The organism is Alphaproteobacteria bacterium, from assembly GCA_037146715.1.
GTDB lineage: Bacteria > Pseudomonadota > Alphaproteobacteria > UBA7879 > UBA5542 > JBAWWO01.
This window is the reverse complement of record JBAWWO010000002.1, coordinates 123,337-147,139: the sequence shown is the minus strand read 5'-3', so window position 1 is coordinate 147,139 and position 23,803 is coordinate 123,337. Positions and strand designations below refer to the sequence as shown.

The window sequence follows — 23,803 nt, the reverse complement described above, 5'->3', positions numbered from 1 at the left end:
GAAACGTGTTGCTAGATGCGTCTTCTGCAGCTGGGGCAAATGCAAACGGCATAGGTATTGCTGACAGTTTTAGCTGGAGCTCAAACTATGATCTGTTGCTAAAAGTCGGGGATGATACACTTAGCCACACAGGCCAGATTTATTTTGCTGCGGGAGTCAGTCTTGGCAATACAACAGGACTAGGAAATTTATATCTTTATGTAGCCGCACAAAATAGCCCTTTCACATCCGCATTTAAGCTATTGGACAATAACGCATCTATTCAAGGAAATGCTAACAAAAATCATGTGACCTTAAGTCTTCCCAGTAACTATAGCCTAAGCTCATCAACAACTGCATGGACATCTTCCCCAGGCACTAATGCCTTAACACTAACAAATATTGCATCCTATGTGGTTAGGCAAACGACAAGTACACCCAACTTCGGTAGTATTCCAAGCCATTATGATGGATTTCATATTACACAAGATATCTCACTATCAAGCAACACCAACTTAGGAAGCTTGCCCGCAGGTGCAGCCCTAATTGGTGCAAGCTTTCTAGGAACAGCTATTCATTACACAAACTATCCCGGAGCATTCACAGTAGACTTATCAAATATAAATACCATTACATTTACGCATGCTTCCCACGGTCTTTTTGCTACATCTAACAATGGTGATAATCTAGTTGCGTACCTGGGTGTAGAGTTGCTGCATAACGTAACAGCAGCAATTAGCTCAAATGTCAGCACCTATGGCATCCTAGCTGATCAGTATGAGGGGTCTTCAGGGCATCCCTCCAGAATTAATAATATTTCTATAGATGGTTCTAGCGGAACCTACACAATTACCTCTAATGCCAGAGATTCTTATATAGGGGGCCTCTTTGGTCTATCTAACTATCTTACTGCTACGGGAGAAGTTGATGTTTCAAATGTCGCGATCAACTCAACTAGCGCCACCTCAAGTAGTATCGGAGATTATGGTGGAGCCATAGGAAAGATCGCATCCGGCAGCAACTCATTTGTTACGCTAAATGTGACGAATCCATCTGTCACTACCAATAATGGGAGTGGTGGTACTATTAATCTGGGAGGGGCCATAGGAGTTTCTAATGCAAACACAAGTATTTCTAATTTATCTTTAACCGGATTTTCTTATAGTTTGACTGGCACTAGCCCTACTCTCTACTTAGGATCTGTTATTGGGCAATATACAGCTGGCACAAATACTCTTGGAGCAGTCAATATTGACACTGTCACCTCTGGCCACTTATGGTCTGCTGGCACTATTGCAACCCCAACCATAGGTAGCTTAACCGTTACCGGGGCGACATCCCTTAGTCAAAATGTAACAACCACAGGGAATCAAACTTATGAAGGAACAGTAACGTTAGGGACAAATGTCACCTTAGATGCAGATGGAGCAGCCATTAGTCTAGCGGATGTAGATGGATCTTCCAGTTATTATACTCTAACAATTGGTTCAACGGCTGTAGCAAGAAGTACTGTTTCCTTTGGAACCGTTGGGGCGGGATTTGTATACAATGCCTTGGGCGCCCTGACTATTACTAACAATATTCCCACGACTTTAAATGGAAGCGTCTCAACAACAGGTGTTCAATCTTACGAGGGGTGCGTGACCTTAGGGGAAGATACGACCTTAACAACAACAAGCTCTCCCATCACATTCAGCAGCACATTAGATGGGAATCATGCTCTTGTGCTTGTCACAGGTACAGGAGTTGTCACATTTACAGGAGTTGTAGGTGGGGGAACAAATTTGACTTCCCTTGATAGTACACCAAGCAACACTGTCGCGATAAATAATAACATCATCACAACAGGGTCCCAATCTTATGTGGGGATAACCTTAGGTGGAGATGCTACTTTGAAGACGACGAATAGTAATATAGGGTTTAGTGGTACGATAAGCGGGGCCCATGCTCTTACCCTTAACACAGGATCTGGAGGAAGCGCCGGCAGCGTGACTTTTGGCGGGAATGTGGGCTATACGCCCCTAACTGCCTTAACTTCTCTCAACACAGGATCTGGAGCTGTTAGCCTAACCGGAAATGTCACTACCACGGGAGCAGATGGTCAAAACTATGGTGGAACCATAACATTGAACAGCGGGTCTGTTCTAACGGCAGGAACTGGACTCATTATCATGAGTAACGTCAGTGGAGAGAGTTCTAATCTACACATCGCATCAGCATCAGCGGTTACTTTTGGTACAATTACAAACGTACATACTTTACAAATAGATTCAACCATTCCTGCCACCTTAACAGGTGACGTTACAACCACAACCGCTCAAACTTATCCGGGAACTGTAACATTGGGGGGTACCCCATCGGGAACAATCATTTTAACGAACAGTAGTGGAGATATCTCTTTTTACAGCACTGTTGATGCCACACCTGATGGAGAGGGCGGAAGTCAAGGACAGGCCCTAACTCTTGCTGCGACCGGAAATGTGAATTTTGACGGAAATATGGGATTAATCTATGCTCTGGGTTCTTTGAATACAGGGGCAAGCGCTGTGAACATGGGGCCGGCGGGGGGGGCAACTCCAACTTCTATTGCTACCACAGGTGCTCAAACCTATGGTGGAACGATGACTTTGAGTGATGATATGGCCTTAACGGCCGGGGGTACCATCGAATTGGGTGCAGTTACTGGGCAAAACTATAGCCTTAATATTGCAGGAAACGCTGTAGATCTGAATGATAATATTTCTGGCGTAAACAACCTTAGTATCAATGATGGGTTGCCCGATAACACTATCACTTTAAGCAATAGTATTTCTGGCATCACTACTTCAGGGTATCAAACCTATGGTAGTCCAATGACTTTGGGTACAAATTTGACTCTTGAAGGTAGCACTATTACGTTAAAAGCTATTACAGGGGCAGGCAATAATTTAACCATTACAGGTAACAGCGTTCTGGATGGAGCCTTTAGTGTTGTTGGTAATTTCAGTGTTTCGGGAACAACTGCCTTAAATAACTCTATAACAACATTAGGAACACAAATCTATACAGGAGCGATGACATTAGGTGCAGATTCTACTCTGACCACAACAGATCATAATATCACCTTTGGTGGCGCTATTGATGGGGCCCATGCACTTACCTTAAGCACAGGAGTTGGAGCCCTTTCTTTTGGGGGAAGTGCGGGAACGACTACACCACTAATCTCTCTAGACACGGGATTAGGGCCGATTAGTATGGGGAGATTAAGTCCTATCTCTATCACCACTACAGGCGATCAAACTTATAGAAATACCCTGACTTTGAATGATGATCTTACCCTAAGTTCAACAGAAGGGGGGACAGTTGTTTTACAAACTGTTGCCGGAAATGGACACAATTTTACCCTTACAGGAAACATGACCCTGAATAATCCAATTAATAATATTAATAATCTTAGTGTGAATAATGGTTCTGATTATTCGGCAAACACAATCACTTTAAATGAAGATATCACCACAACCGGTAATCAAATCTATGGGGGCACTGTTACATTAGGAAACACCAGAACCCTAACAGCTGGAAACAGCAGCACTCTTACCCTAGGTAATGTTGATGGAACCATATCTGCTTATAGCTTAACAATTAATGGATCAACATCTGGTGTAACACTAGGAAACATTGGATTTTCCAATCCTTTAACTACCCTTTTAATAAACGATACTAATGCGATTACTCTTAACGGGGGCATTACTACTGTAGACAGTCAAACCTATTCTGGAACTGTTACCTTGAATACAGATTCTACTCTGGAATCAACGACAGGAAATGTCACTTTGAATACGTCCATAGCGGGGGGAGGCAACAGTTTAACGCTTTCAGCAACGGAGGGACTTGTCACCATGAATGATACCGTTGACAATATAGATAACCTAAGAATTGATGGCCCCTCAAAGCTAAATGTTTCTATTACGACTACAGGTACTCAGGTCTACACTGGACTTGCAACCTTGGGCGGCAATACAACTTTAAATGGAACCTTTATCACTCTGGCAGATATTAGCGGAGTAACCAGTGGAACCCATTATGGTTTGACTATTGCCTCATCAACTGGAAGCGTAGGATTTGGTAATGTGGGAGGAGGAGGCAACTATTTAACACACTTAACCATCACAAATCCGATTACTATTGTTTTGGGAGGAAATGTATCTACTTCTGCCAACCAACTGTATGGGGGAGCCGTTACCCTAGGTACCAATACGTCCTTAAACAGTAGTAGTAATCCTATTAATTTTCAAAGTGCAATTAATGGGAATTATGATCTTATTTTAAGTACAGGAACAGGGTCCATCACATTTGGGGGCAATGTGGGTTCAGGAACTTCCCTAGCTTCTGTGAACACAGGGATTGGACCTGTTAATTTATATGGCAATGTCACTACCACAGGAACACAGACCTATTCGGGCAGCATAACTTTAGGGGCTGACAATTTAACATTGACAGGAGGTACGATCAGTTTAGGACCTCTTATAGCAACAGGTACAGGTACTCCATATAACTTGACCATCACTGGAAACAGTGCTTTGAATGGACTGTTTACCAATATCAATAATTTTAGTGTTTCTGGAACAACGGCCTTAAACAGTTCTATTACAACATCAGGAACTCAAACCTATTCTGGTAATGTTACTTTAGATTCAGATTTTACTTTAACTTCTGAAACCAATTACATCGAATTTGATGGAAGTGTTGACGGCGCGCATAATCTAATCATTGCAACTCCCACGACTCAGGTGACTTTTGGTTCTGCTAACTTAGCATCATTAACTATAGGAAGTGGGGTTTCTACTATTCTGACTAGTAATGTCACAACCACAGGTGATCAAACCTATGGGGGTGCAATTACCTTAGCCGCAGATCCAACCTTAAGAGGAGACACGATAACTATTGGCAGCACCATTGATGGGGCACAAGATCTTTTTGTTTATGCAAACACAATTAACTTAAATGCTGATATAGGAGACACAACCCCCATAACCAGCCTAACCGTTGGTCCTAATGGTGCTGCAAACCGAGCCCTTACCGTAAATGGTACCAGTTCTATTGCGACAACTGGAAACCAAAGTTATACGGCGTCTATGACATTGGATAATGACCTGGCTTTGAAAGCAACCAATGGTTCAATTGAGTTCTCTGCTGATAGCACTATCACAGGATCTTATGCTTTAACTATTCAGGGAACTACAGGTGGAGGAATTGTTACCCAAGCTAATTTGCCTGTTTTAAATACTGTACCTTACTTAACGACTCTATCTGTCACTGCCAGCGCTATAGATTTAATTGGGGATGCTACAACGACGGGACCACAAACTTATTATGGGCCAGTAAATTTGGCTGCAACGCCGATTACATTAACGACAACTGGTATTTCTGGCCTTATTTCTTTTACATCAACCCTTAACGGGGCCTCTGTCTTGACAACGAATTCAGGATCGCAAGGAGTATACTTTGGTGGGGTTGTTGGTGGAATAATTCCACTGATATCGATGGATATTTCAGGGGTAGGAACGATTACCATACGTGATAATGTTACAACACAACTGCTCCAAAGCTATACGATGCCGGTAAATCTAGGCAATAACCTAGCATTGACCGTAACAACATCTCCCGCCACTAAAGATGATGGCATTCTATTTATTAACAGTACAATAACAGGTAACGCACTTGGCGGTCCATTTAATCTAACCATTGATGTCCCATCAGGTAGAGGCGGAGTAAAATTAGCTACAGTTACGGGTGTCAACACATTAGTACTAGGGAACAGCACAACCCCAAACATAGCTTTTACCGGAAACATAACGACAACAGGCAATCAAACTTATCATGGGCCGGTAACCGTAGGAGCAGACTCTACTTTAACAACCAATACGGATATAATTTTTAGCAGCAGCATTAATGGATTTGAAACCTCATATAATCTTACTCTTTCTGCAGCTAATATTAGCCTGCCTAATAATATAGGAACGACACATTCCTTAAGCAATTTAACGGCAACGGCCTTGAATGGGGGCAGTTTGGGCAACATTACCCTAGGAAATATAACGACTATCACAGAAGGGCTACAAATTTACACTGGTGCTGTTATCTTAAATGGTGATGTCACATTACAAACCGTTACTGGACAAATTGGATTTCAGACTTTCACGAATGGGTTTGGAAGACAAGCGCCTAGCACAATCGATGGCGCCCACTCTTTAACAATTCAGGGCGCCCCCGATGGAGGAGTCGTAGAGACGCTTCAACTACCCCTTATAGGGTCAGGCACACCCCTTACAAGTTTAAATAGTATAGCGACTCTTATAAACTTAACTGACAATATAACCACCACAGAAAGTCAAACTTATACAGGCACTACAAATCTATCTGGAACAGATGCCACCCTAACAAGCACTGCCAACAATATAAGTATTGGGGCGATCACAAGCACTCCCACGGCGCAAAATCTAACCTTAAATGCAGCAGGAACCCTATCCATGGGTCAAATAGGGGTTTGGACGGGGGCTCCGCTGACCTCTTTAACCACCACAGCCCCAGCCATAACTTTAAGCGGTAGCGCCTATACAGTGAACAATCAAATCTATAACGGCACCGTAACAATGGTAGGCATTCCAACTCTTTACACCAATCAATGGCCAATCTATACGGTTGAACCAGGTACTTGGATAGTTTTTAATCCTGCCCCTGGGCCAGTTGCAGAGACATATATTATTTATAGAGGCCCCCCAACACCACCCCAACCAGAGCCCCCTCTACCGCCAAATCCAACGAACAATAATGGGGGAAATGGTGATCTTCCGACTGATCCGGGTTTGGGATCAAACCAGGATTCAGGACAAGGAGGTAATGGAGACGGCAATTATACAGCACCTGATGGATCTTATACCATTGAAATAGCACCCGGTGATGTCCCAACAGACCCTGCGGATCCCGGAACAGTGGATACAACATTCACCCCTGATGATATCACAGGGCAACTTTTAGGAGGTTCCCCAGATTTGGGTGGGGATGAAAATCAGGGAGGATCTGATGGGTTTACGAATGATTCAGGTAACCCAATAGACCAATCACAACAGCCTGTTGACCCCACAGATTCTGGAACCCAAGATACTTCGTTTAGTCTAAGCGTTAATGGGTCTCAGGTTGTTTCAAGTTTAGATGCTGCAGAAGATGATTCATCTAATTTCCAAAATCTTGAATGGATTCCTATTGGTCCTGTAAAACTTGCGCCGGCCTTACAGAAGGCTCTTGAAGACCATGATGTAGGTAATCAAACCTATGATCCCGATTATAAAAGGAAAACCCATGCTTTGGAGAAAAAGCTGAGAACCCTCCGTCAGGAAAATATCAGAGGCAGCGATGAAAATGATAATAGAATTTTAGCCAATAAAATCTCAGATATGGAATATCAAGGTCCTGCATTTAACATGGATCATCGCTTTCTATCAGTAAAGACAGATAACCTCCCTGCTGAACTGCAAAAAGATATAGAAAGAATTAAAAAAGAAGAGCTGATTGCAAAAAATCTTTTATCTCAGGTTAATGATTTAAAACTGCAAGAAAATAGGCGGGATTAACTTATAAGAAACAAGCTATAGCTAGATTACTTTAAAGGATACGAGGCACGAGGAGAGAGGCTTAGTAAAACCTAGTTGAACGACATATGTCCTTTATAAGGAATCGGCTATATCGAAAATTTAGCTTGCCCAATGAGGCTACTTAATGGTATTTACTTTGTCAGTGATGCGGGGCGTAGCGCAGTCTGGTAGCGTACCTGGTTTGGGTCCAGGTGGTCGGAGGTTCGAATCCTCTCGCCCCGACCACTAAAAAGAAGAAAGTCGACACGATGGAAAAAGATCATCCCCTTGAAGAAAATATGATGGAAGAATCTGAACAAGCAGAAGATTCCCCGCAGGCTCCTGAAAAGAATTTTGAAGAGGAAATTTCTCTGCTCAGAAATCAATTGCTTCGCGCATTGGCTGAGGTAGAAAACACACAAAAGCGCGGCCACAAAGAAAAAGAAGATACACAGAAATATGCCATCACTAACTTTGCCCGTGATCTTCTTGTCATCAGCGACACATTAGATCGTGCCCTTAGCAGCATTCCCGCCGAAGAACGTGAGAAAGAGGGATTCTTAAAAGTTCTATGTGATGGTCTTTTGCTCACTCAAACAGAACTGTCTAAAGTTTTTAGCCGCCACAAAATTGAAGTGGTGAACCCTCTTCACCAAAATTTTGACCCGGCCCTGCACCAAGCTGTGGCCCAGTTAGAAGATGGAAATCATGCATCGAACACGGTTTTGGAAGTTTTTCAAAAGGGATACACGCTTTCAGGACGATTGCTACGCCCAGCCATGGTTAGTGTAGCAAAGTAGATCCTCTTAAGGACTGAATAGCCTGTTTATAGCCGTGGGCGCCCCTGGAAAAAATACTGGTTCCTGCCACCAGCACGTCTGCGCCCATTTGAATAGCCAAGGGTGCTGTTGATTCGTTGACTCCCCCGTCTACAGAAAATTCAATTTTTAAGCTCTGTTGATCTCTGATTTGGCGCAATATTCTCAATTTTTCCAGGCACTCTTCTTGAAATTCTTGCCCCCCGAATCCAGGTGAAACCGTCATAATCAGGACCTGATCCAATTGGTCAAGATAGGGCAGGATGCCATCAACATCTGTTTCAGGATTGATAGAAACTCCCACTTTTCTTCCCAAGGATTTTATCTGATGAATATAAGATTCCACCATGGCTAATTCTGCATGAACAATCAGCATATCAGCGCCTGCTTTCGCAAAGGCTCCTAAAAATAACTCTGGATTTGTGACCATCAAATGAACTTCAAAAGGCAGTTGCGTATGGGGACGAATTGATTTAACTACAGCAGGTCCCATGGTTAAATTAGGTACAAAATGACCATCCATAATATCAATATGAATGCGGTCAGCGCCGGCCATTTCAACAGCCTGTATTTCAGCCCCCAGTTGAGCAAAATCTGCAGCTAAAATAGAAGGGGATATTTTTACTTTTCCGATCATCATCTCTTGACACTACATTATTGACCCCTTATAGATCAAGTGTAGTGAGAACAAGTCAGCGAAGTTTAAAGAAACGAGCTAGACTTTTGGCGGAGTAGCTCAGTCGGTTAGAGCGGTGGAATCATAATCCATGTGTCGGGGGTTCGAATCCCTCCTCCGCTACCAATTCAATCGTTCAAGTCCATAAGTTGGCATCATCTGATTATCTTTACAGATTTTTTCAATAGATTCTAAAGAAAGGCTGTGATACAGACCCGCCTGAATAAACACACAATCTATCCCAACCCCTGTAGCCCCCAAAATATCTGTAAACAAGCCATCCCCAATGGCCAGCACTTTGTCTTTAGGGGGGGGCCCCAAATTTTTCAAAGCTTGCTCATAAATAGAAGGATAAGGTTTCCCAAAATAATAGACTTTCCCACCCTGTTTTTCATAATCGTCCGCCACAGTGCCAGGACACATCACTTGTGTAGTGCCATGGATGGCCGATTTATCGGGATTTGCACAAATTAAAGGCAAACCAAGTTTTAAAGATTCTTCTATCACATAGGCCGTTGTTCCAGGAATGCCAGTCATCAAAACATAGTCAGCTTTTTCTATGGAAGTAACTACGGGACCGGGAATCGCCTTCACAATACTTTCATGAAAAACTGGATCCCCCAAGAAATAACATGATTTATGGGCCCAATTTTCTTTAAGAGCCTGAAGGCAAGAATCGCCCGAACTATAAACCCTGGGACCATCTAAGGGGAGCCCAAGTTCTTTCAGATGGGCTTCTAACACGTAACCAGGTCGGGGTGAATTCGTTAAGAACAGAATGTTTTTTTTATGTGCCTTCAGATTGCTGATGCACATATCAACCCCGGGCAGAAGATTATGCCCGTTATGAACTACTCCCCATAAATCAATCAAGAAGTAATCATACTTGCTATAAAATTCTCGTAGACCCGTATAAATTTTTAATGACATTTTTTTGTATTTTTCTGATAATCTTGAATGTAATCAAGTGGTTACCTTGCGTCAATTCCTAAAATAGAAAAATGATCGATTATACAATTTTGCAACAATCTTTGGCCCATCAGACTTTCGGACCTGGTCTTTATCTTGTAGCAACCCCTATTGGAAATCTAGCCGATCTCAGTCTTAGAGCCTTGGAAACTTTTGAAAAAGCAGACCTGGTTTTATGTGAGGATACTCGTGTAACAGGGGCTTTACTAAAAATGCTCGGGCTGAAAAAAACCTTATGGTCCTATCATGATCATAACGAAGACCGTCAGGGGCCTAAGATTATTGAAGAACTTAAAAAGGGGAAAATCATTGTGTTGGTATCAGATGCGGGAACGCCTCTGATCTCAGACCCGGGCTATAAACTGGTTGAAGATGTCAGAAAACAGGGGATCCACGTAACATCCGTTCCCGGTCCAGTAGCCTTTGTGAATGCTTTAATTTTATCAGGCCTTCCAACAGATCGTTTTTTCTTTGGGGGATTTTTGCCCCACAAGGGCAAGAAAAAAGTTTTGGAGCAATATAAGGCCTTTCCCTTTGTACTTATTTTTTACGAGGGGCCCACCCGCATCAAATCAACGTTGGCTGCCATCCATGAAATCTTAGGTGATCGATTTGTGGTTTTGGCCAAGGAACTGACCAAAAAGTTCGAACAGGTGACGGGGGGACAAACATCTGACCTTTTGGCAAAGCTGGATCAAATAAATCTTAAGGGAGAATTCGTTATCCTTGTGGCCCCAAGTTCAGAGCCCCTATCAGAAGAAACATCCCTAAAAGTTTATGAAGATACCTTGAAAATTTTTTCCCTAAAGGAAGGAGCCACTCATCTGGCTAAAGCCTTAGGAAAATCAAAAAGGGAAGTATATCAGAAGTTGCTTGAAACGAAAAAACTATAAGATTATTTACCCAATTTGACCAGAGGGGTCTCAATCCTTGTGCAAATCTTCTGCATCTTCTACTTTAATAAAAGGAACTGACAAATCATCTTGTGGATTCACAAAAGGTTTGGGCCTTTTTGTATCGCTGACATACAAAGTTTCGGGCAACTTTAAATCCGGCAGAACGATTGTTTCTTGCTGCTCCCAATAGTACAAAAGTAAAGATAAACTACATAGACTAAGTCCTAACACAACACCTATAGCAGGCAACCAATGATTCAGTTGTTTCCGAACAGAAATTTTTTGCTTAATAGGCTTGTTCTTGTGGGGGATTTCATAGAAGCGTTGGGGAGTTTTTTTGGCCCCTTTTGGATTCAGTATAAAAATTTTTGCCATAATTAAGTATCCTTTCTAAGCTATACCTTCAGTGGTTTGTCTATTTCCTGACGTAAAAATGGCAGCAGAATCTGTGTCAGGTTTATTTAATTCCTCCATAGGAACCTTTCCATAAATAGCCATTAAATTTCGTCCCGTTACCCAGGCCACATGATGATCAAAATTTGGGGTTGGTGCCTGATCTATGAAACCTAAATCTTCAGCTGCATTTTGTTTTTCGCCTGCAGTTAAACCTTCCCTATTTCTATATAAATGCCCTGGTGATCCTTTGTAAGCTCCCCTCCCTTTTTCCCCATAGCTGATCAGGGTTAGAAGGATGGGATCAGGGCCCGCATAGGAAGAAATATTTAAAGGAAAGGGCAGGCGCATTTGACAAATTGTTTGTATTTTTCTAGTAACAAACCCAGGATTCGGCCAGCCCCCTGCATAGGTGAAATAATGATTAAATCCATCCTTGCTATAGTCAGCCGGTAGTCCCAAGGTTTTATAAGGCACCAACCCCACCAGATCTTTTTCAGAAGAAGCCCTAGAACGTGCCCACCCAAATTGATCGGGTAGAGCATAAGGGTCAGCTGGCAAAGGGATGTATCCATATTGAATGCTAAAAGCAGCAACGCTATGAAAAATACGTTCCTGTCGTTCTGTTGTTTCTTTACGTTTTTGCAAAGTTAGATAGGAAAAAATCTTCGGCATCCCAAACCCTAGAATAATCCCCATAATCAACAGAGCGATCGCCACCTCAATCAACAAAAATCCTTCATCATTTTTAAGCAGCTTATAGGGCGACATAAACTACACACGCTGGATTTTTTGTTTTTCCATTAAATTGGCCCTGATCAATACAGCTGCCCGGTGGGACATTAGCACCATCTTTAACTTGAACCGATCCTTCATTCGGATTCGGGTTATCCATTTTTTGGCAAAGGGTCTTTGCCTGAATAGGGGTTAACAGTGCTCCATCATTTTTGGATCCATTTCGTTCGCCCAACAGAAACCAATTCCCGGGAAGATCTGGGGCTGGAGTATGGACAACTGTGACGCATCCCCCGATTTTTTCTTGAGGGGCCTCCTTTGTAGATGCTTGTAGAAAACCAGATACAGATAGATGGGCCCAAAATTGGCTAGATTCAGAATCTTCCACCGCTCCATTCCCGTTTCCATCTTTTAAAGTTGAATTCAAATAGGTCGTCGCCTCAGGAAAATCTCCGGGCAAAAATCCATAGCGGTCTTGAAACAATTGGGTGGCAACCCGATAAGTTTCTAAATTTTTTATAACGGCTTGTAATTTAGAGGTTTCCAATAATTCCTTCCCCTTTAAAACACCCCCTATTAGTAAGCCAATAATCAGAAGGGCAATAGCCACCTCGATCAACAAAAAGCCTTCAGTGTTTTTTACGGGTTTTATAAAGAAAGAGAGTTTTTTCATGCGGGTTTATTCTCCAGAGGTCTGGGGTCTTTCGTAAATCTGTCATACAAGCGAAAATCGGCTGCATCAGGGCGGCTTTCACTTAGGATGGTGGCCCGTATAAATATGACCAATTCAGAAACCACTCGCGCCTGTCTTTTTGAGGTAGTTAAAAAACTAACAGCCGAATCCGCCGTTCCGGGGATGCCGGCGGAACCCGTTTCAGCGCCTTCTGTCATTAACCCCCCCAGAACCGCAATGCCCCCAGATTTTATACGCAAAACTGAATCAATTTCCCGAACAGCCACCACGGGAAATTCAGATTTTAAATTAGCCGAAGGGGTGGGTAAAGATTGGTTGAGCAGCTGAACAGCCGGATCCTCTTTAGTCGCAATCAGTCTGGAAATAGTGGGGCGTAATGTTAAAATAACTTCATCGGATTCTTCGTCAATAGACGGTTGCACCGCCATGACAAGGCCAATCGGAATGCTGCGGGGTTTGCTGGTAGCAGAAACCAGGGTGCCATAGTTTATGTTGCTACTATTTAGAAACTGCCGGTCTGCGGTAATGTCAAAAAAGATATAATTTTCTGCCACTTTTAAAATGGCCGTTTGATTATTTAAAACAGTCAGACGCGGGCTGGAAAGGGTTCGCACCGTTCCAAAAGCTTCCATAAAATTCAGCATGGCAGAAAGGGATGGCCCACTTAGCCCCAAACTAATCACTTGGGATGTTTCTGGGTTAGATACAAGGGCTGATCTCTTTTGTGCCATGGTCCCCAACATGCTGGTTGCATTCAAGTCGCCCGTGAATCCGTTATGAGGGCCCGAAGATGAATAGGCTCCAATTCCATAGTGGCCGATCCGTTGCCAATCTATGCCGCTTTTGTATTCCTCGTTTAAATGAACTTCCACTACCTTGGCTTCAATCAGAATTTGGGTTGATGTTTTTTTGCGTAAATTGGCCATAAAATCTTGAATGATTTTATGCTGCTTTTCTGTCGCAAAAACAGTCACGATTCCCGCTTGTTTATGGATAGAAAAGGATGGTTTTTTGTAGGCTATTTTTTTCTTTTTCTCAACAGTTCTCACGCGATTTACTTTTTCTTGGGGCAGCAGATCGTCACTTAAAATTTTCTTTTCTTCATGAATTTCTTGCTCCTCATCAAAGGTGGTTTGGGAACTTGAGATCTGCAAAATATTGGCCAAGCTATTTTCCAACTCGGCCCAAAAATCAATATTATTTTTACTTGAAATAATGCTGGAAGACCCATTAGCTAAGCTTTGATCTGAATCTGTTTTTCCAAAGATATTACTGTTGATAGAAACTTGATTTTCCGTGTTGCGTTCAAGAGATAGAAACTGGGCATTATAGGTTTTAAGATAGGGTAGATCTCGTTCAATCCACAGAATTTCATGATCAACTTTATAGCGCAAATTAGCCATGTGACAAATGGTTTCAATTACTTTTAGAAAGGGCTGTTTTTCAACCTGATAGTTAACGCTGCCTTCCACATTTTTGTTTAAAACCAAACTGATCTTAGCCTGAGTAGCTAGTTTTTTCAGAATCTCTTTCACATCCATAGTGTCATCAATGCGCAAAGAAACCCGCTTATTGAAAATGGGGGAAATAGCCGGGGACATGGTATTTTTATTTTCTGTAGAGGATGATTCTTTCTCAGGAATCGACGTTTTTTCTGTCAAAAAATCCCCAATTTCTGTACGGGTATGAGTTGTAGTCACATCTTTAATAGGGGGATTTTTACAAGAAGTCAGGCCTATCAATAGGATAGAAAGAAAGAAAAATTTCATAAGTACCGCCAACGTTCCATGTTAGACTTTATTTTTCCGCCAACATACAGAAGACTTTCCTTTTTGGATAGAGGGAAAAGAAAAAATCTGAAAAATTTATTTTCTAAACAGTTTCTGAAATTTCTGATTGATTAGATTTTAGCTCTAATCGAGCAGCCTCTAAAACTTTCTTAAATGCGGCATTTCCTTTAGATACTGCGCGTTCATAGTAAGTAATGGCTTCTTTAAGGTTTCGATCACCTCCTTCGCCTCTATAACACATATTGGCATAGCAAACTTCAGATTCCATTTCTTCTTGATCAGCAGCAAGCTTAAAATACATCCGTGCTTCTGGCAGATCTTGGTCACCACCTTCACCATTTCTACACATCAGCGCATAAGAAAATTGAGCTGGCATAAATCCCTGATCTGCAGAAAGTTTGTGATAAGCTCTTGCTGCTACGAAATCTTGCTCTCCCGCCATTCCATTAAAATTTGCATTTGCATAAGTGAATTGAGGCAAGGGGTCTCTAAATCTGGAAATATCTCTTAGAAATTCCATTCTTTCTGTTGGAGAATTCATAAAATTTATCCCCGCTTTTTTTGAGGCAAAATTTTGGTCCCTCGTAACAAGATATTTTTCGACATTTGCAGAATAATTAGTGTAAACAAATGCTCTGAAATCCTTTTTTACTGATTTAGTAATAATAAATCTATTCTGTTCTAAACTTAAAAGGGGATAGGGGAAATTATATTCAATCGCAATAGTAAATTCTGCCGAATCTTCCTCGATTTCTTGTGGAAGCCAAAATCCACGACTTGTTGTTGAAAAGAAATGGAGTTTTTTTAATGGACTATCTCGGAATGAGCGCAATTCTCCCAGTCCCTTAAAGATAGCATTTACATCATTATGAATGATCCACCCACGCCAGTTGACCACTTGTGAAATTTCAGTATAAAAAGATTCCAAGGTGATTGGTGGGGCAAAAAGACTATAAATATCAAAAGCTTTTTCAAAGAAAGTGTTGTGGATTTTGAACAAGGTATTAACCGTATTGTTTTTTCCATAATTTTCCTTGTACAAATTTCCCCCATATAATTGAAAGTCTTGCTCTAAGATTGCGATTATGTGGGGGGGATAATTTCCAAAAGCTGCCCCATCTTTCCACATATCTTCAAATGTCGTTTTACACAAAGAATTAGCAACTAATCGATCTAGAAAAAAAAGCACCTGCATTCTTTGCAGAAATAAACCATTTTGCAATTTTTCAGCATCATATTTGAAAAAATTTTCTGATACTAAAGTGGGCATGCCTTTGTAATAATGTCGAGTTCGAATTAAAGAAAATAAAGTTTCATCCCACGAGCTTGGATCCATTGGGCAAAAAGTTGGGCCGTATTTTTCCCCTAAAGTCTCTGCAATAAACTGAGTAACTTTTTCGAAACCAGCTCGTTCTAGGTTCTGGAACTCAGCAACATCTCTGACTTTTTCTAGTAAAAAGAGTTTTTGAGTTGGGGTTAAATCTTTTACTTCTTGATGTGCACCAAAAGAGGGGCAGCAAAAGATCATCATGATACTAAAGCTGATTAACATTAAAAATTTCATTCTAAAAATCTCCTACCTGAGTTTCAGATAGGTATTCTTAGAACAAATTTCAAGAAGGGGAGGATAGTTTCAGATACTTAATCACTTCTTCGGATGTCAAATCTTGCAAATTAGCGCGCTGAATAGCATGGCTTTGGGGCATCAAGGGGCCACACAAGTCAAGCCCTGAAGAATAGGAAAAAAGAAGAAGACTGGGGCACCCCACATAAACTAAAATATGCATGGGGCCCGTATCGTGGCCTAGGGCGCCTACCGCATGACGTCCCAATTCTGCAATTTGAAATAAAGAAGTTTTTCCCATTAAATTAAGGCAATAGGGGGCCAATTTCACAAGGCGATCAATGACTTCTTTTTCATCCTTGGTGCCTAAAATAATGGGGGTAATTTTTTTTTCTTTCAAATAAGTTGCAACCGCAGCATATCCCTGCGCATTCCATCTTTTATGAGGTTGGGTTGGGGAACACCCTGGAACCAATAAGAAATATTTTTTAGGCAATTGTAGGCCACTAATGGGGGCTTTCATCCAGTCAAGATTTGGTAAGGGAACATTTTTTATATGGGCTTTCTCCAGCTGTTCCTGATTCATCGTAATAATATGTTTTTCATATTTGCTTTTAATAAGATATGGGAAAGCACACCCCTTCATAGTGCCTGACCATTTTGGCATAGCCCTAAAAAACCATTCCATAACTCTAAAATACCAAGACGTTCTCTTAGATCTTTGCAAATCATAAACTTGGTCAAAATTGGCCTGTTTCAATTGTTGGAAAAGACGAACACATTTCAAAGGATGCGTCCAAAGACGGGGCCTATCATCAACCCACACTTCATCGAAATAGGGTGACGACTCCATCATCTGTTTAAAAGGAGATGAAGTCAGTAAAACCACATGATCATTTTTGTGATAGGCACGAATAGCCTTAAAAGCGCCAGCAGCAAAAATCAAATCCCCCAGGGCGCCGTGCTTAATGATTAAAATATTTTTGGTCATTTTCTATTAATAACAGAAATTGGATAATACCAAAGATGGAAAAATGACACAGATAATAAAAAAGAGCCGATTGTTACATCGGCTCTTTTTTTAACAGGGAGGCTTTACGTCTGGGAAGACGTACTAAGGATTTTCATCCTCAGCTCTGAACTTTGCGTTCAGAATCTTACTACCTTTCGGCAAACTCTAAGGGGAATATAAGATACTTATCCGCGATCTGGTATATCAAATATCAAATACCTGGTATGCAACATATGCATAATACAGAAATTATAAATAACTAGAACACTAAATAGCCCAGAATTTTATTTTTTGGAAGAGGTTTTGGCACAATTCCACCATTCCCGTCATCCCGAGGAGGTCGCAAGACCGACGTGGGGATCCAGCTTCCTTTTTTTGCCTTCCTTGCCCCACCCTTGAATTCCTCGGGCTTGACCCGAGGACCCACGCCTTACTTCTTCTGCTAACCTAACGGGCCTGCGTTCCGCACCCGAGGGAATCAATAGAACTGGTTCAACTAATTTTTAAATCTTCTTTTTCAAGGTGGCGTATTTCATCCCTTAAGCGAGCCGCTGTTTCAAAGTCTAAATCCAGGGCTGCCGCATGCATTTGTTTTGTCAACGTTTTCAGATGAGCTTTCAACTTTTTCCCCGTCAACATTTTTTCGCCAAACAGACTGACCGTCACATGATCTTGCTCATAGGGACTGTTTAAAATACTCGTAATATTTTTCTTAATAGAGGCCGGGGTAATGTTGTTAAGGATATTGTATTGCTCTTGCTTTTCCCGACGACGGTTATTTTCCCCAATGGCACCTTCCATAGATTTTGTCATCCGGTCAGCATACAAAATAACCCGTCCATTCACATTTCTGGCGGCCCGCCCAATCGTTTGAATAAGGGACGTTTTTGACCGCAAAAATCCTTCTTTATCCGCATCCAAAATAGCAACCAGGGAACACTCAGGAATATCAAGTCCTTCCCGCAACAGGTTGATCCCCACCAGTACATCAAAAACACCTAACCGCAGATTACGAATAATATCAATGCGTTCCATGGTATCAACGTCTGAATGAATATATTGAACTTTCAGCCCCGCTTCGGATAGATAATTTGTGAGCGCTTCCGCCATTTTTTTAGTGAGTGTTGTAACCAAAACCCGTTCATTTTTTTTTGCATTTTCCAAACATTCTGCAATTAAATGGTCTACCTGATTTTCCGTTGGGTGAATAATGCAGATAGGGTCCAAAAGACCTGTGGGCCTAATAACTTGCTCGGTATAAACACCGTGGGTTTGGGCCATTTCCCAAGGAGCAGGGGTGGCCGACACAAAAATGGTTTGGGGGCGAATGGCATCCCATTCTTCAAATTTCAGGGGCCTGTTATCCATACAGGCAGGCAAGCGAAATCCGTATTCCGATAGGTTCGATTTCCTTTGTTGATCGCCCCGATACATTCCTTGAACCTGGGGAATACTGATGTGGCTTTCATCCACAATCAACAGACCATCCTTGGGCAAATAGTCAAATAGAGTTGGCGGCGGTTGGCCTGGCAGTCGCCCTGTTAGATAGCGAGAATAGTTTTCAATTCCCGCACACATTCCTGTCGTTTGCAACATTTCCAGATCAAAGGTTACGCGTTCGCGCAGTCGTTGGGCTTCAATCAATTTATTTTGCGATTCAAACTCTTTTAGGCGGATCTGCAGATCCTGTTGAATTTGCTTAATGGCTTGAGCTATCGTTGGTTTTGGGGTCACATAGTGGCTGTTGGGGTATAGGGACACAGAAGAAAGTTCAGATAGTTTTTTGCCTGTTAAGGGGTCTATTTCATGAATGAATTCAATCAAATCATCAAAAAAAGAAAGCCGCCAGGCCCTGTCTTCTAAGTGGGAGGGAAAAATTTCGACCATATCGCCCCGTACCCGAAAGGTGCCCCGGTGAAAATCCATATCATTTCTTTCATACTGCAATTCAGCAAAAGATCTGAATAATTCACGGCGGTCAAAGGTTGTGTTTTGGGTCAGCGTTACAATCATACGACTATAAGATTCCACATCCCCCAGTCCATAAATACAGGACACACTAGCAACAATAATGGCGTCTCGTCTTTCCAGCAAAGATCGGGTGGCACTGTGCCGCATACGATCAATTTCTTCGTTGATGGTGGCTTCTTTTTCTATATAAAGATCGCGCCGGGGAACATAGGCTTCGGGCTGATAATAGTCATAATACGACACAAAATATTCAACAGCATTATCAGGAAAAAGCCCTCTCATTTCCTCATAAAGTTGGGCTGCCAAAGTTTTATTTGGGGCCATAATCAACGCTGGTTTTTGAATGTTTTGAATAACGTGGGCCGCCGTAAATGTTTTACCTGATCCAGTAACCCCCAGCAGAACCTGATTGTGTTCTTTTTGGTTCAGGTTTTCTGTAAGCTCTTTAATGGCTTGTATTTGGTCGCCTGCCGGCTGAAAGGAAGACTGAAGTTTAAAGGCAATCACTTTTATCCCTGAAGCTTCATAAGAATGCCAATGATGGTTCCGCTAAGGCAAGACGCTAATGTTCCAACAGCTAAAGCCTTAAAGCTTAACGAAACGATTTCATCTCTTTTATCGGGGGCAAGGATTCCAAGCCCCCCAATCATAATACCAATGCTGCTGATATTGGCAAAACCACACAGGGCATAGGTCATAATGATGCGGTTGTGTTCACTTAAAGAATCGGTTTTAACCTGGGCGAGTTCTGTGAAGGCGTAGAATTCATTCAAAACGGTTTTAACGCCCAAAAGACTACCAGCCGTTAGCGATTCAGCCCAGGGAATTCCCATAAGCCATGCAATAGGCGCCATTAGAAATCCTAGGGTTCGTTGTAAGGTAATGGGCTCTCCATAAAAATCAGGAAACACTCCTAAAATTTTATTACCCAAGGCTACAAGGGCTACAAAAACGATCAGCATGGCAATGATGCTGACAAACAATTTCATGCCATCACTTGTACCCTTTGATATGGCATCCATAGACCCAGAAAAAGTATAGGGCATGACAACTTTCCCCTCAGTCAACGTTGTGTTTGGCACCACAATTCGTGATAAGGTAATGGCTGCAGGAACACTGATAATGGACGCAGTCAAAATATGCACCATGGAATCAGGAACGCTTTTTTCAATGACCATGGCGTAAAGACCCATGATGGTGGCAGACGTTGTCGAAAACCCCATGCACATAACAGAAAAAATCTCACTGCGAGACATATTTTTTAAATAGGGTCGAATCAACAAGGGGGCATCTGTTTGGCCCAAGAAAACCTTTGCAGCCGCACACACACCCAAGGCCCCCCCAATGCCCATGGACCGACGCATGATCCAGGAAACGCCGCGCACAAAAAGGGGTAGGATTCTTAGATGAAATAGCAACATGGAAAGGGCGCTCACTACAATGATCATGGGTAAGGCTTGAAAAGCGAAAATAAAGGTGCTGCCCTTCACATCAAAGGGAATGTCTCCGCCACCCAAAAAACCAAACACAAATGTGGTTCCCTTAAGCGTGGCTTCTTTGACTGCCACAACCCCTTGGGCTACATAATGAAACCCACACCGAATAAAGGGTAGATGCAAAATAGCTGCCGCAATGATGATCTGAATACCTAAGCCAAAGCCTACTTGTTTAAGGTGAATTTGTTTTTTATTCTCGCTAATCAACCAGCAAATCACAACGAAAGCGAGCATTCCTAAAAAAGCTTGGATCAGAGTTTGTGTCATATATTATGTCCTTATTTTTCCCCTATAGGTGAAATGTATCTGGTTTTAGTATATAGTACAATACCTGGAAAAGAGAGAACAATGGAAACACTTATTTTTGTATGTATGGGCGTTGGTATTTTAGGCGTTGCCTTTTATATTGTTGGAAAAATTCGTCGCCCAGCGAATGATAATCTGAGCGGTCTTTTGAAAGAAAGAATCGGGATTTTAGAAACAGAAAATAACCATATTCATCAGGAATTAGTTTCCTTAAAAACCTATAACGCTGAACTGAAGACGACCCTTTTTCAGGAACGAAAATCTTTTGAAGAAAAAATTGAACTATTGGATCGGGCAAAAAAAGAGCTGGAAAATTCTTTCAAAGTTCTCTCAACAGATGCCTTACGAGCCAACAATCAATCTTTTTTGGATTTAGCCAAAACAACTTTGGAAAAGTTTCAGGAATCAGCTCGTGGAGATTTAGATAACCGACAAAAAGCTATTGTGGACATTTTGCATCCCGTTAAACAAGCGCTGACGGGGGTTGACCAAAAACTCCAAGACTTAGAAAAGATCAGACTGACCGCTTATGATGGGTTAAAACAACAGGTGTCTGATTTAATTTCATCTCAAAAAGAATTAAAGGAAGAAACGACCAATCTGGTTCATGCCTTGAAAACGCCTTCTGTTCGGGGCCGCTGGGGGGAAATGCAATTGCGTCGGGTCGTTGAGATGGCGGGAATGTTATCTCATTGTGACTTCTTTGAACAGAATTCTCAGCGTACAGAAGATGGTCTTTTAAGGCCCGATATGATCATTAATCTGCCCGGGAATAAAAGCATTATTGTGGATGCTAAAGCACCCCTGCATGCATATCTTGAGGCCTTGGAAGCCAAAGATATAGAAACGAAAAATCAAAAATTGAAGCAACATGCCAAACAAGTGCGGACTCATATTTTAGCTCTGGCATCTAAGGCTTATTGGGATAAGTTTGAATCATCCCCTGAATTTGTGGTATTGTTTTTGCCAGGGGAAACTTTTTTTAGTGCAGCCCTGGAACAAGACCCAACCTTGATTGAGTTGGGGGCAGAGCAAAAGGTTATCTTGGCCACCCCAACAACATTGATTGCTTTGCTAAGGGCTGCGTCCTACGGCTGGCGGCAAGAAGTTCTAACCCGTAATGCAAAAGAAATTAGCGAACTAGGAAAAGAAATGTACAAAAGATTGGCCGATATGGGGGATCACTTCACAAAGGTTGGCAAACATTTGGGAAGTGCCGTTGATTCCTATAACCATACGCTGGGAACTTTGGAACGGCGGGTCTTGGTTTCTGCCCGTAAGTTTAAGGAATTGGGGGCCAGTTCCCCAGCTGAAGAGATTGAAGAGGTCGAATTTCTAGATAAAACCCCAAAAACATTGACGAAAATTTAGTTTTTCTATTATGATACTAAATAATAATAATCAGGAGAGTACCATGACTTCATTTTTGGCTATTTTAGTTGCCTTCGCAACATTTTTTTTCAATGCCCATTCTTTTAGAATAACCCGCTCTGGTACAGCGGTTGTTGAAATTGGGGGTGTTCAAAAAATTATGACTCGTAGCACTAGTTGTAAAGCCTCTAATTGGAAATGGTCAGAAGATATGCAGCTAAATTCTTGTAAGTGCTGTTTAGTCAAACATTCTTTGAAAAAAGATGGAACCTTCAGTTATGAAAACAACAGTATTTCAGTCTGTAAAGAAGATCAGAAATGCACTGTAGAAATTATAGATAATATTCGGCAATCATTTGGCTTGGAAGAGAAAAGTAGTTTTCCAACTATCCTAGAAAGCCTTGTAAACGAAGTTTCTGTTGTAAAGGCAGCTGATGTAACGAATGCAGACTATATTACAACTGTTTTAAGGATCTTAAAAAAGAAGGGAAAAATAAAAGACTTTGACGATAATTATGCTTCTTATGCTGTAGGGGGTGGAGGTGCTCAAACTCTCCAATTGTTTATTGTAAAAGATGTTAAGGGCGATGTTAAATATATTGTTAAAGAATTAAAGAAGAGCATTGGTGAAACTAGCAACATTGGAATTATTAAAAAAAGCTCCCTTAAAGAGTTCATTTTGAATCCTGATGGACCAAATGCATTTACGGGAATGCCTTTTATTGCGTTAAATGTTATTTTTTCAACTTACAGAGATCCAAATGGAAAACTCCATACAGTAGCAGTTCTTCCCGCAGCTCCCGGGGAACAACTTATAAAAATACTGCAAAGTTTCGCTGACAACTACGGTGCCTTTTCTGTTGCCACACCTTCTGACAAAGACATGGAAAAAAGAATAAATTATATGAAACAGAAAAAAGATCTTCCCAAAATAATGTATGATTTTGGTCATCAGTTGGGTAAGTTTCATCTATTTGGCATGACAGAAAAAAACGGTCACTTGACTGGCTTTTCAACGGCTGTTCATGGGGATATGCATTCGAATAACATTTTCATTGATACAAAAAATCACAATGCGGTTACCTTTATTGATGCTGAAACAATGGCCCTAGCATTAAATAAGCCAAGATACGTAGGGGCAGACCTTAGAAAGTTTTATATTTTTGCGGCTATCAATAGAAAAAAACATCAATATGCAAAGGGTGATATTCCAACGGAAGAATGGCATCAACTGATTATAAAGCCTTTCTTGAAGGGTTATATTGATGCTTATGCTAAAAGTGAGGATGATAAAATTAATGCAGAGAAATTGAAGGATGTTTTTGTTATTTTGAAAAATTCTCTTCTTAAGACTTTTGGGACCAAAGAAAAACTGATAGATGTATTGTTGGTTCCAACTGTTTTTGGGAAGGATCCTCTTAAACTTTTGAAGTACCAAACAAAATACATGAAGCCCTTGCTGAAAGAACTTGTGCAAGAATATAAAGAAAAAATGATGCCAAATTCGGCTAACTAAAAAAGTT

At 41.5% G+C, this 23,803-nt stretch carries 15 protein-coding genes and 2 tRNA genes; 7 read left to right on the top strand and 10 right to left on the bottom strand.

What is annotated here, in order from left to right:
- The first annotated feature begins 8 nt into the window (after positions 1-8).
- From WCG05_01675 to WCG05_01665, 3 genes are all read left to right on the top strand, one after another.
- A complete protein-coding gene (locus tag WCG05_01675) occupies positions 9-7,589 on the top strand; it encodes a hypothetical protein (protein MEI8320703.1) in 7,581 nt (2,526 codons plus the stop codon).
- Positions 7,590-7,758: 169 nt separating this feature from the next.
- Positions 7,759-7,835 (top strand) — tRNA-Pro (locus tag WCG05_01670).
- A 23-nt stretch (positions 7,836-7,858) separates the two neighbouring features.
- Positions 7,859-8,389: a nucleotide exchange factor GrpE gene (locus WCG05_01665; protein ID MEI8320702.1), complete on the top strand. Its 531-nt coding sequence runs from the start codon at positions 7,859-7,861 to the stop codon at positions 8,387-8,389.
- Here WCG05_01665 and rpe read toward each other — a convergent pair.
- Entirely contained in the window at positions 8,373-9,047 is a 675-nt protein-coding gene (rpe, locus tag WCG05_01660) for a ribulose-phosphate 3-epimerase (protein MEI8320701.1), read from the bottom strand. The genes WCG05_01665 and rpe overlap by 17 nt on opposite strands.
- Positions 9,048-9,132: 85 nt before the next feature.
- Here rpe and WCG05_01655 point away from each other — a divergent pair.
- Positions 9,133-9,209: transfer RNA gene (locus tag WCG05_01655), tRNA-Met, on the top strand.
- On the opposite strand, the gene WCG05_01650 is transcribed toward WCG05_01655, so the two are convergent.
- Positions 9,204-10,013, bottom strand: a complete 810-nt coding sequence (locus tag WCG05_01650; GenBank protein MEI8320700.1) for a TIGR01459 family HAD-type hydrolase — start codon at positions 10,011-10,013, stop codon at positions 9,204-9,206. The genes WCG05_01655 and WCG05_01650 overlap by 6 nt on opposite strands.
- Positions 10,014-10,084: 71 nt before the next feature.
- Here WCG05_01650 and rsmI point away from each other — a divergent pair, with 71 nt between their 5' ends.
- Entirely contained in the window at positions 10,085-10,945 is an 861-nt protein-coding gene (rsmI, locus tag WCG05_01645; GenBank protein ID MEI8320699.1) for a 16S rRNA (cytidine(1402)-2'-O)-methyltransferase, read from the top strand.
- Between the two features lie 30 nt (positions 10,946-10,975).
- Here rsmI and WCG05_01640 read toward each other — a convergent pair whose 3' ends face one another.
- From WCG05_01640 to WCG05_01605, 8 genes are all read right to left on the bottom strand, one after another.
- Positions 10,976-11,323 carry a hypothetical protein gene (locus WCG05_01640; protein ID MEI8320698.1) on the bottom strand — a complete coding sequence of 116 codons (348 nt, stop codon included), beginning with the start codon at positions 11,321-11,323 and terminating at the stop codon, positions 10,976-10,978.
- A 15-nt stretch (positions 11,324-11,338) separates the two neighbouring features.
- The gene (locus WCG05_01635) at positions 11,339-12,112 is read right to left on the bottom strand and encodes a type II secretion system protein (GenBank protein MEI8320697.1); all 774 of its coding nucleotides are present in this window, start codon (positions 12,110-12,112) and stop codon (positions 11,339-11,341) included.
- Positions 12,099-12,749, bottom strand: a complete 651-nt coding sequence (locus WCG05_01630; protein ID MEI8320696.1) for a hypothetical protein — start codon at positions 12,747-12,749, stop codon at positions 12,099-12,101. The genes WCG05_01635 and WCG05_01630 overlap by 14 nt, the downstream gene beginning before the upstream one ends.
- Positions 12,746-14,539 (bottom strand): hypothetical protein, encoded by a 1,794-nt coding sequence (locus WCG05_01625; GenBank protein MEI8320695.1) that lies wholly within the window; start codon positions 14,537-14,539, stop codon positions 12,746-12,748. The genes WCG05_01630 and WCG05_01625 overlap by 4 nt, the downstream gene beginning before the upstream one ends.
- A 103-nt stretch (positions 14,540-14,642) precedes the next feature.
- On the bottom strand, positions 14,643-16,124 hold the full coding sequence (locus tag WCG05_01620; GenBank protein MEI8320694.1) for a tetratricopeptide repeat protein: 1,482 nt from the start codon (positions 16,122-16,124) through the stop codon (positions 14,643-14,645).
- 49 nt (positions 16,125-16,173) lie between these two features.
- Positions 16,174-17,115, bottom strand: coding sequence for a glycosyltransferase family 9 protein (locus WCG05_01615; GenBank protein ID MEI8320693.1), 942 nt, complete (start codon positions 17,113-17,115; stop codon positions 16,174-16,176).
- A gap of 513 nt (positions 17,116-17,628) precedes the next feature.
- On the bottom strand, positions 17,629-19,611 hold the full coding sequence (uvrB, locus tag WCG05_01610) for an excinuclease ABC subunit UvrB (GenBank protein MEI8320692.1): 1,983 nt from the start codon (positions 19,609-19,611) through the stop codon (positions 17,629-17,631).
- Positions 19,612-19,616: 5 nt separating this feature from the next.
- Positions 19,617-20,870 carry a nucleoside transporter C-terminal domain-containing protein gene (locus tag WCG05_01605; protein MEI8320691.1) on the bottom strand — a complete coding sequence of 418 codons (1,254 nt, stop codon included), beginning with the start codon at positions 20,868-20,870 and terminating at the stop codon, positions 19,617-19,619.
- Positions 20,871-20,951: 81 nt separating this feature from the next.
- Between WCG05_01605 and rmuC the strand changes: the two genes are divergently transcribed.
- Together rmuC and WCG05_01595 are read left to right on the top strand one after the other, a co-directional pair.
- Positions 20,952-22,280 (top strand): DNA recombination protein RmuC, encoded by a 1,329-nt coding sequence (rmuC, locus tag WCG05_01600; GenBank protein MEI8320690.1) that lies wholly within the window; start codon positions 20,952-20,954, stop codon positions 22,278-22,280.
- A 43-nt stretch (positions 22,281-22,323) separates the two neighbouring features.
- The gene (locus WCG05_01595; GenBank protein MEI8320689.1) at positions 22,324-23,796 is read left to right on the top strand and encodes a hypothetical protein; all 1,473 of its coding nucleotides are present in this window, start codon (positions 22,324-22,326) and stop codon (positions 23,794-23,796) included.
- Positions 23,797-23,803 lie beyond the last annotated feature (7 nt).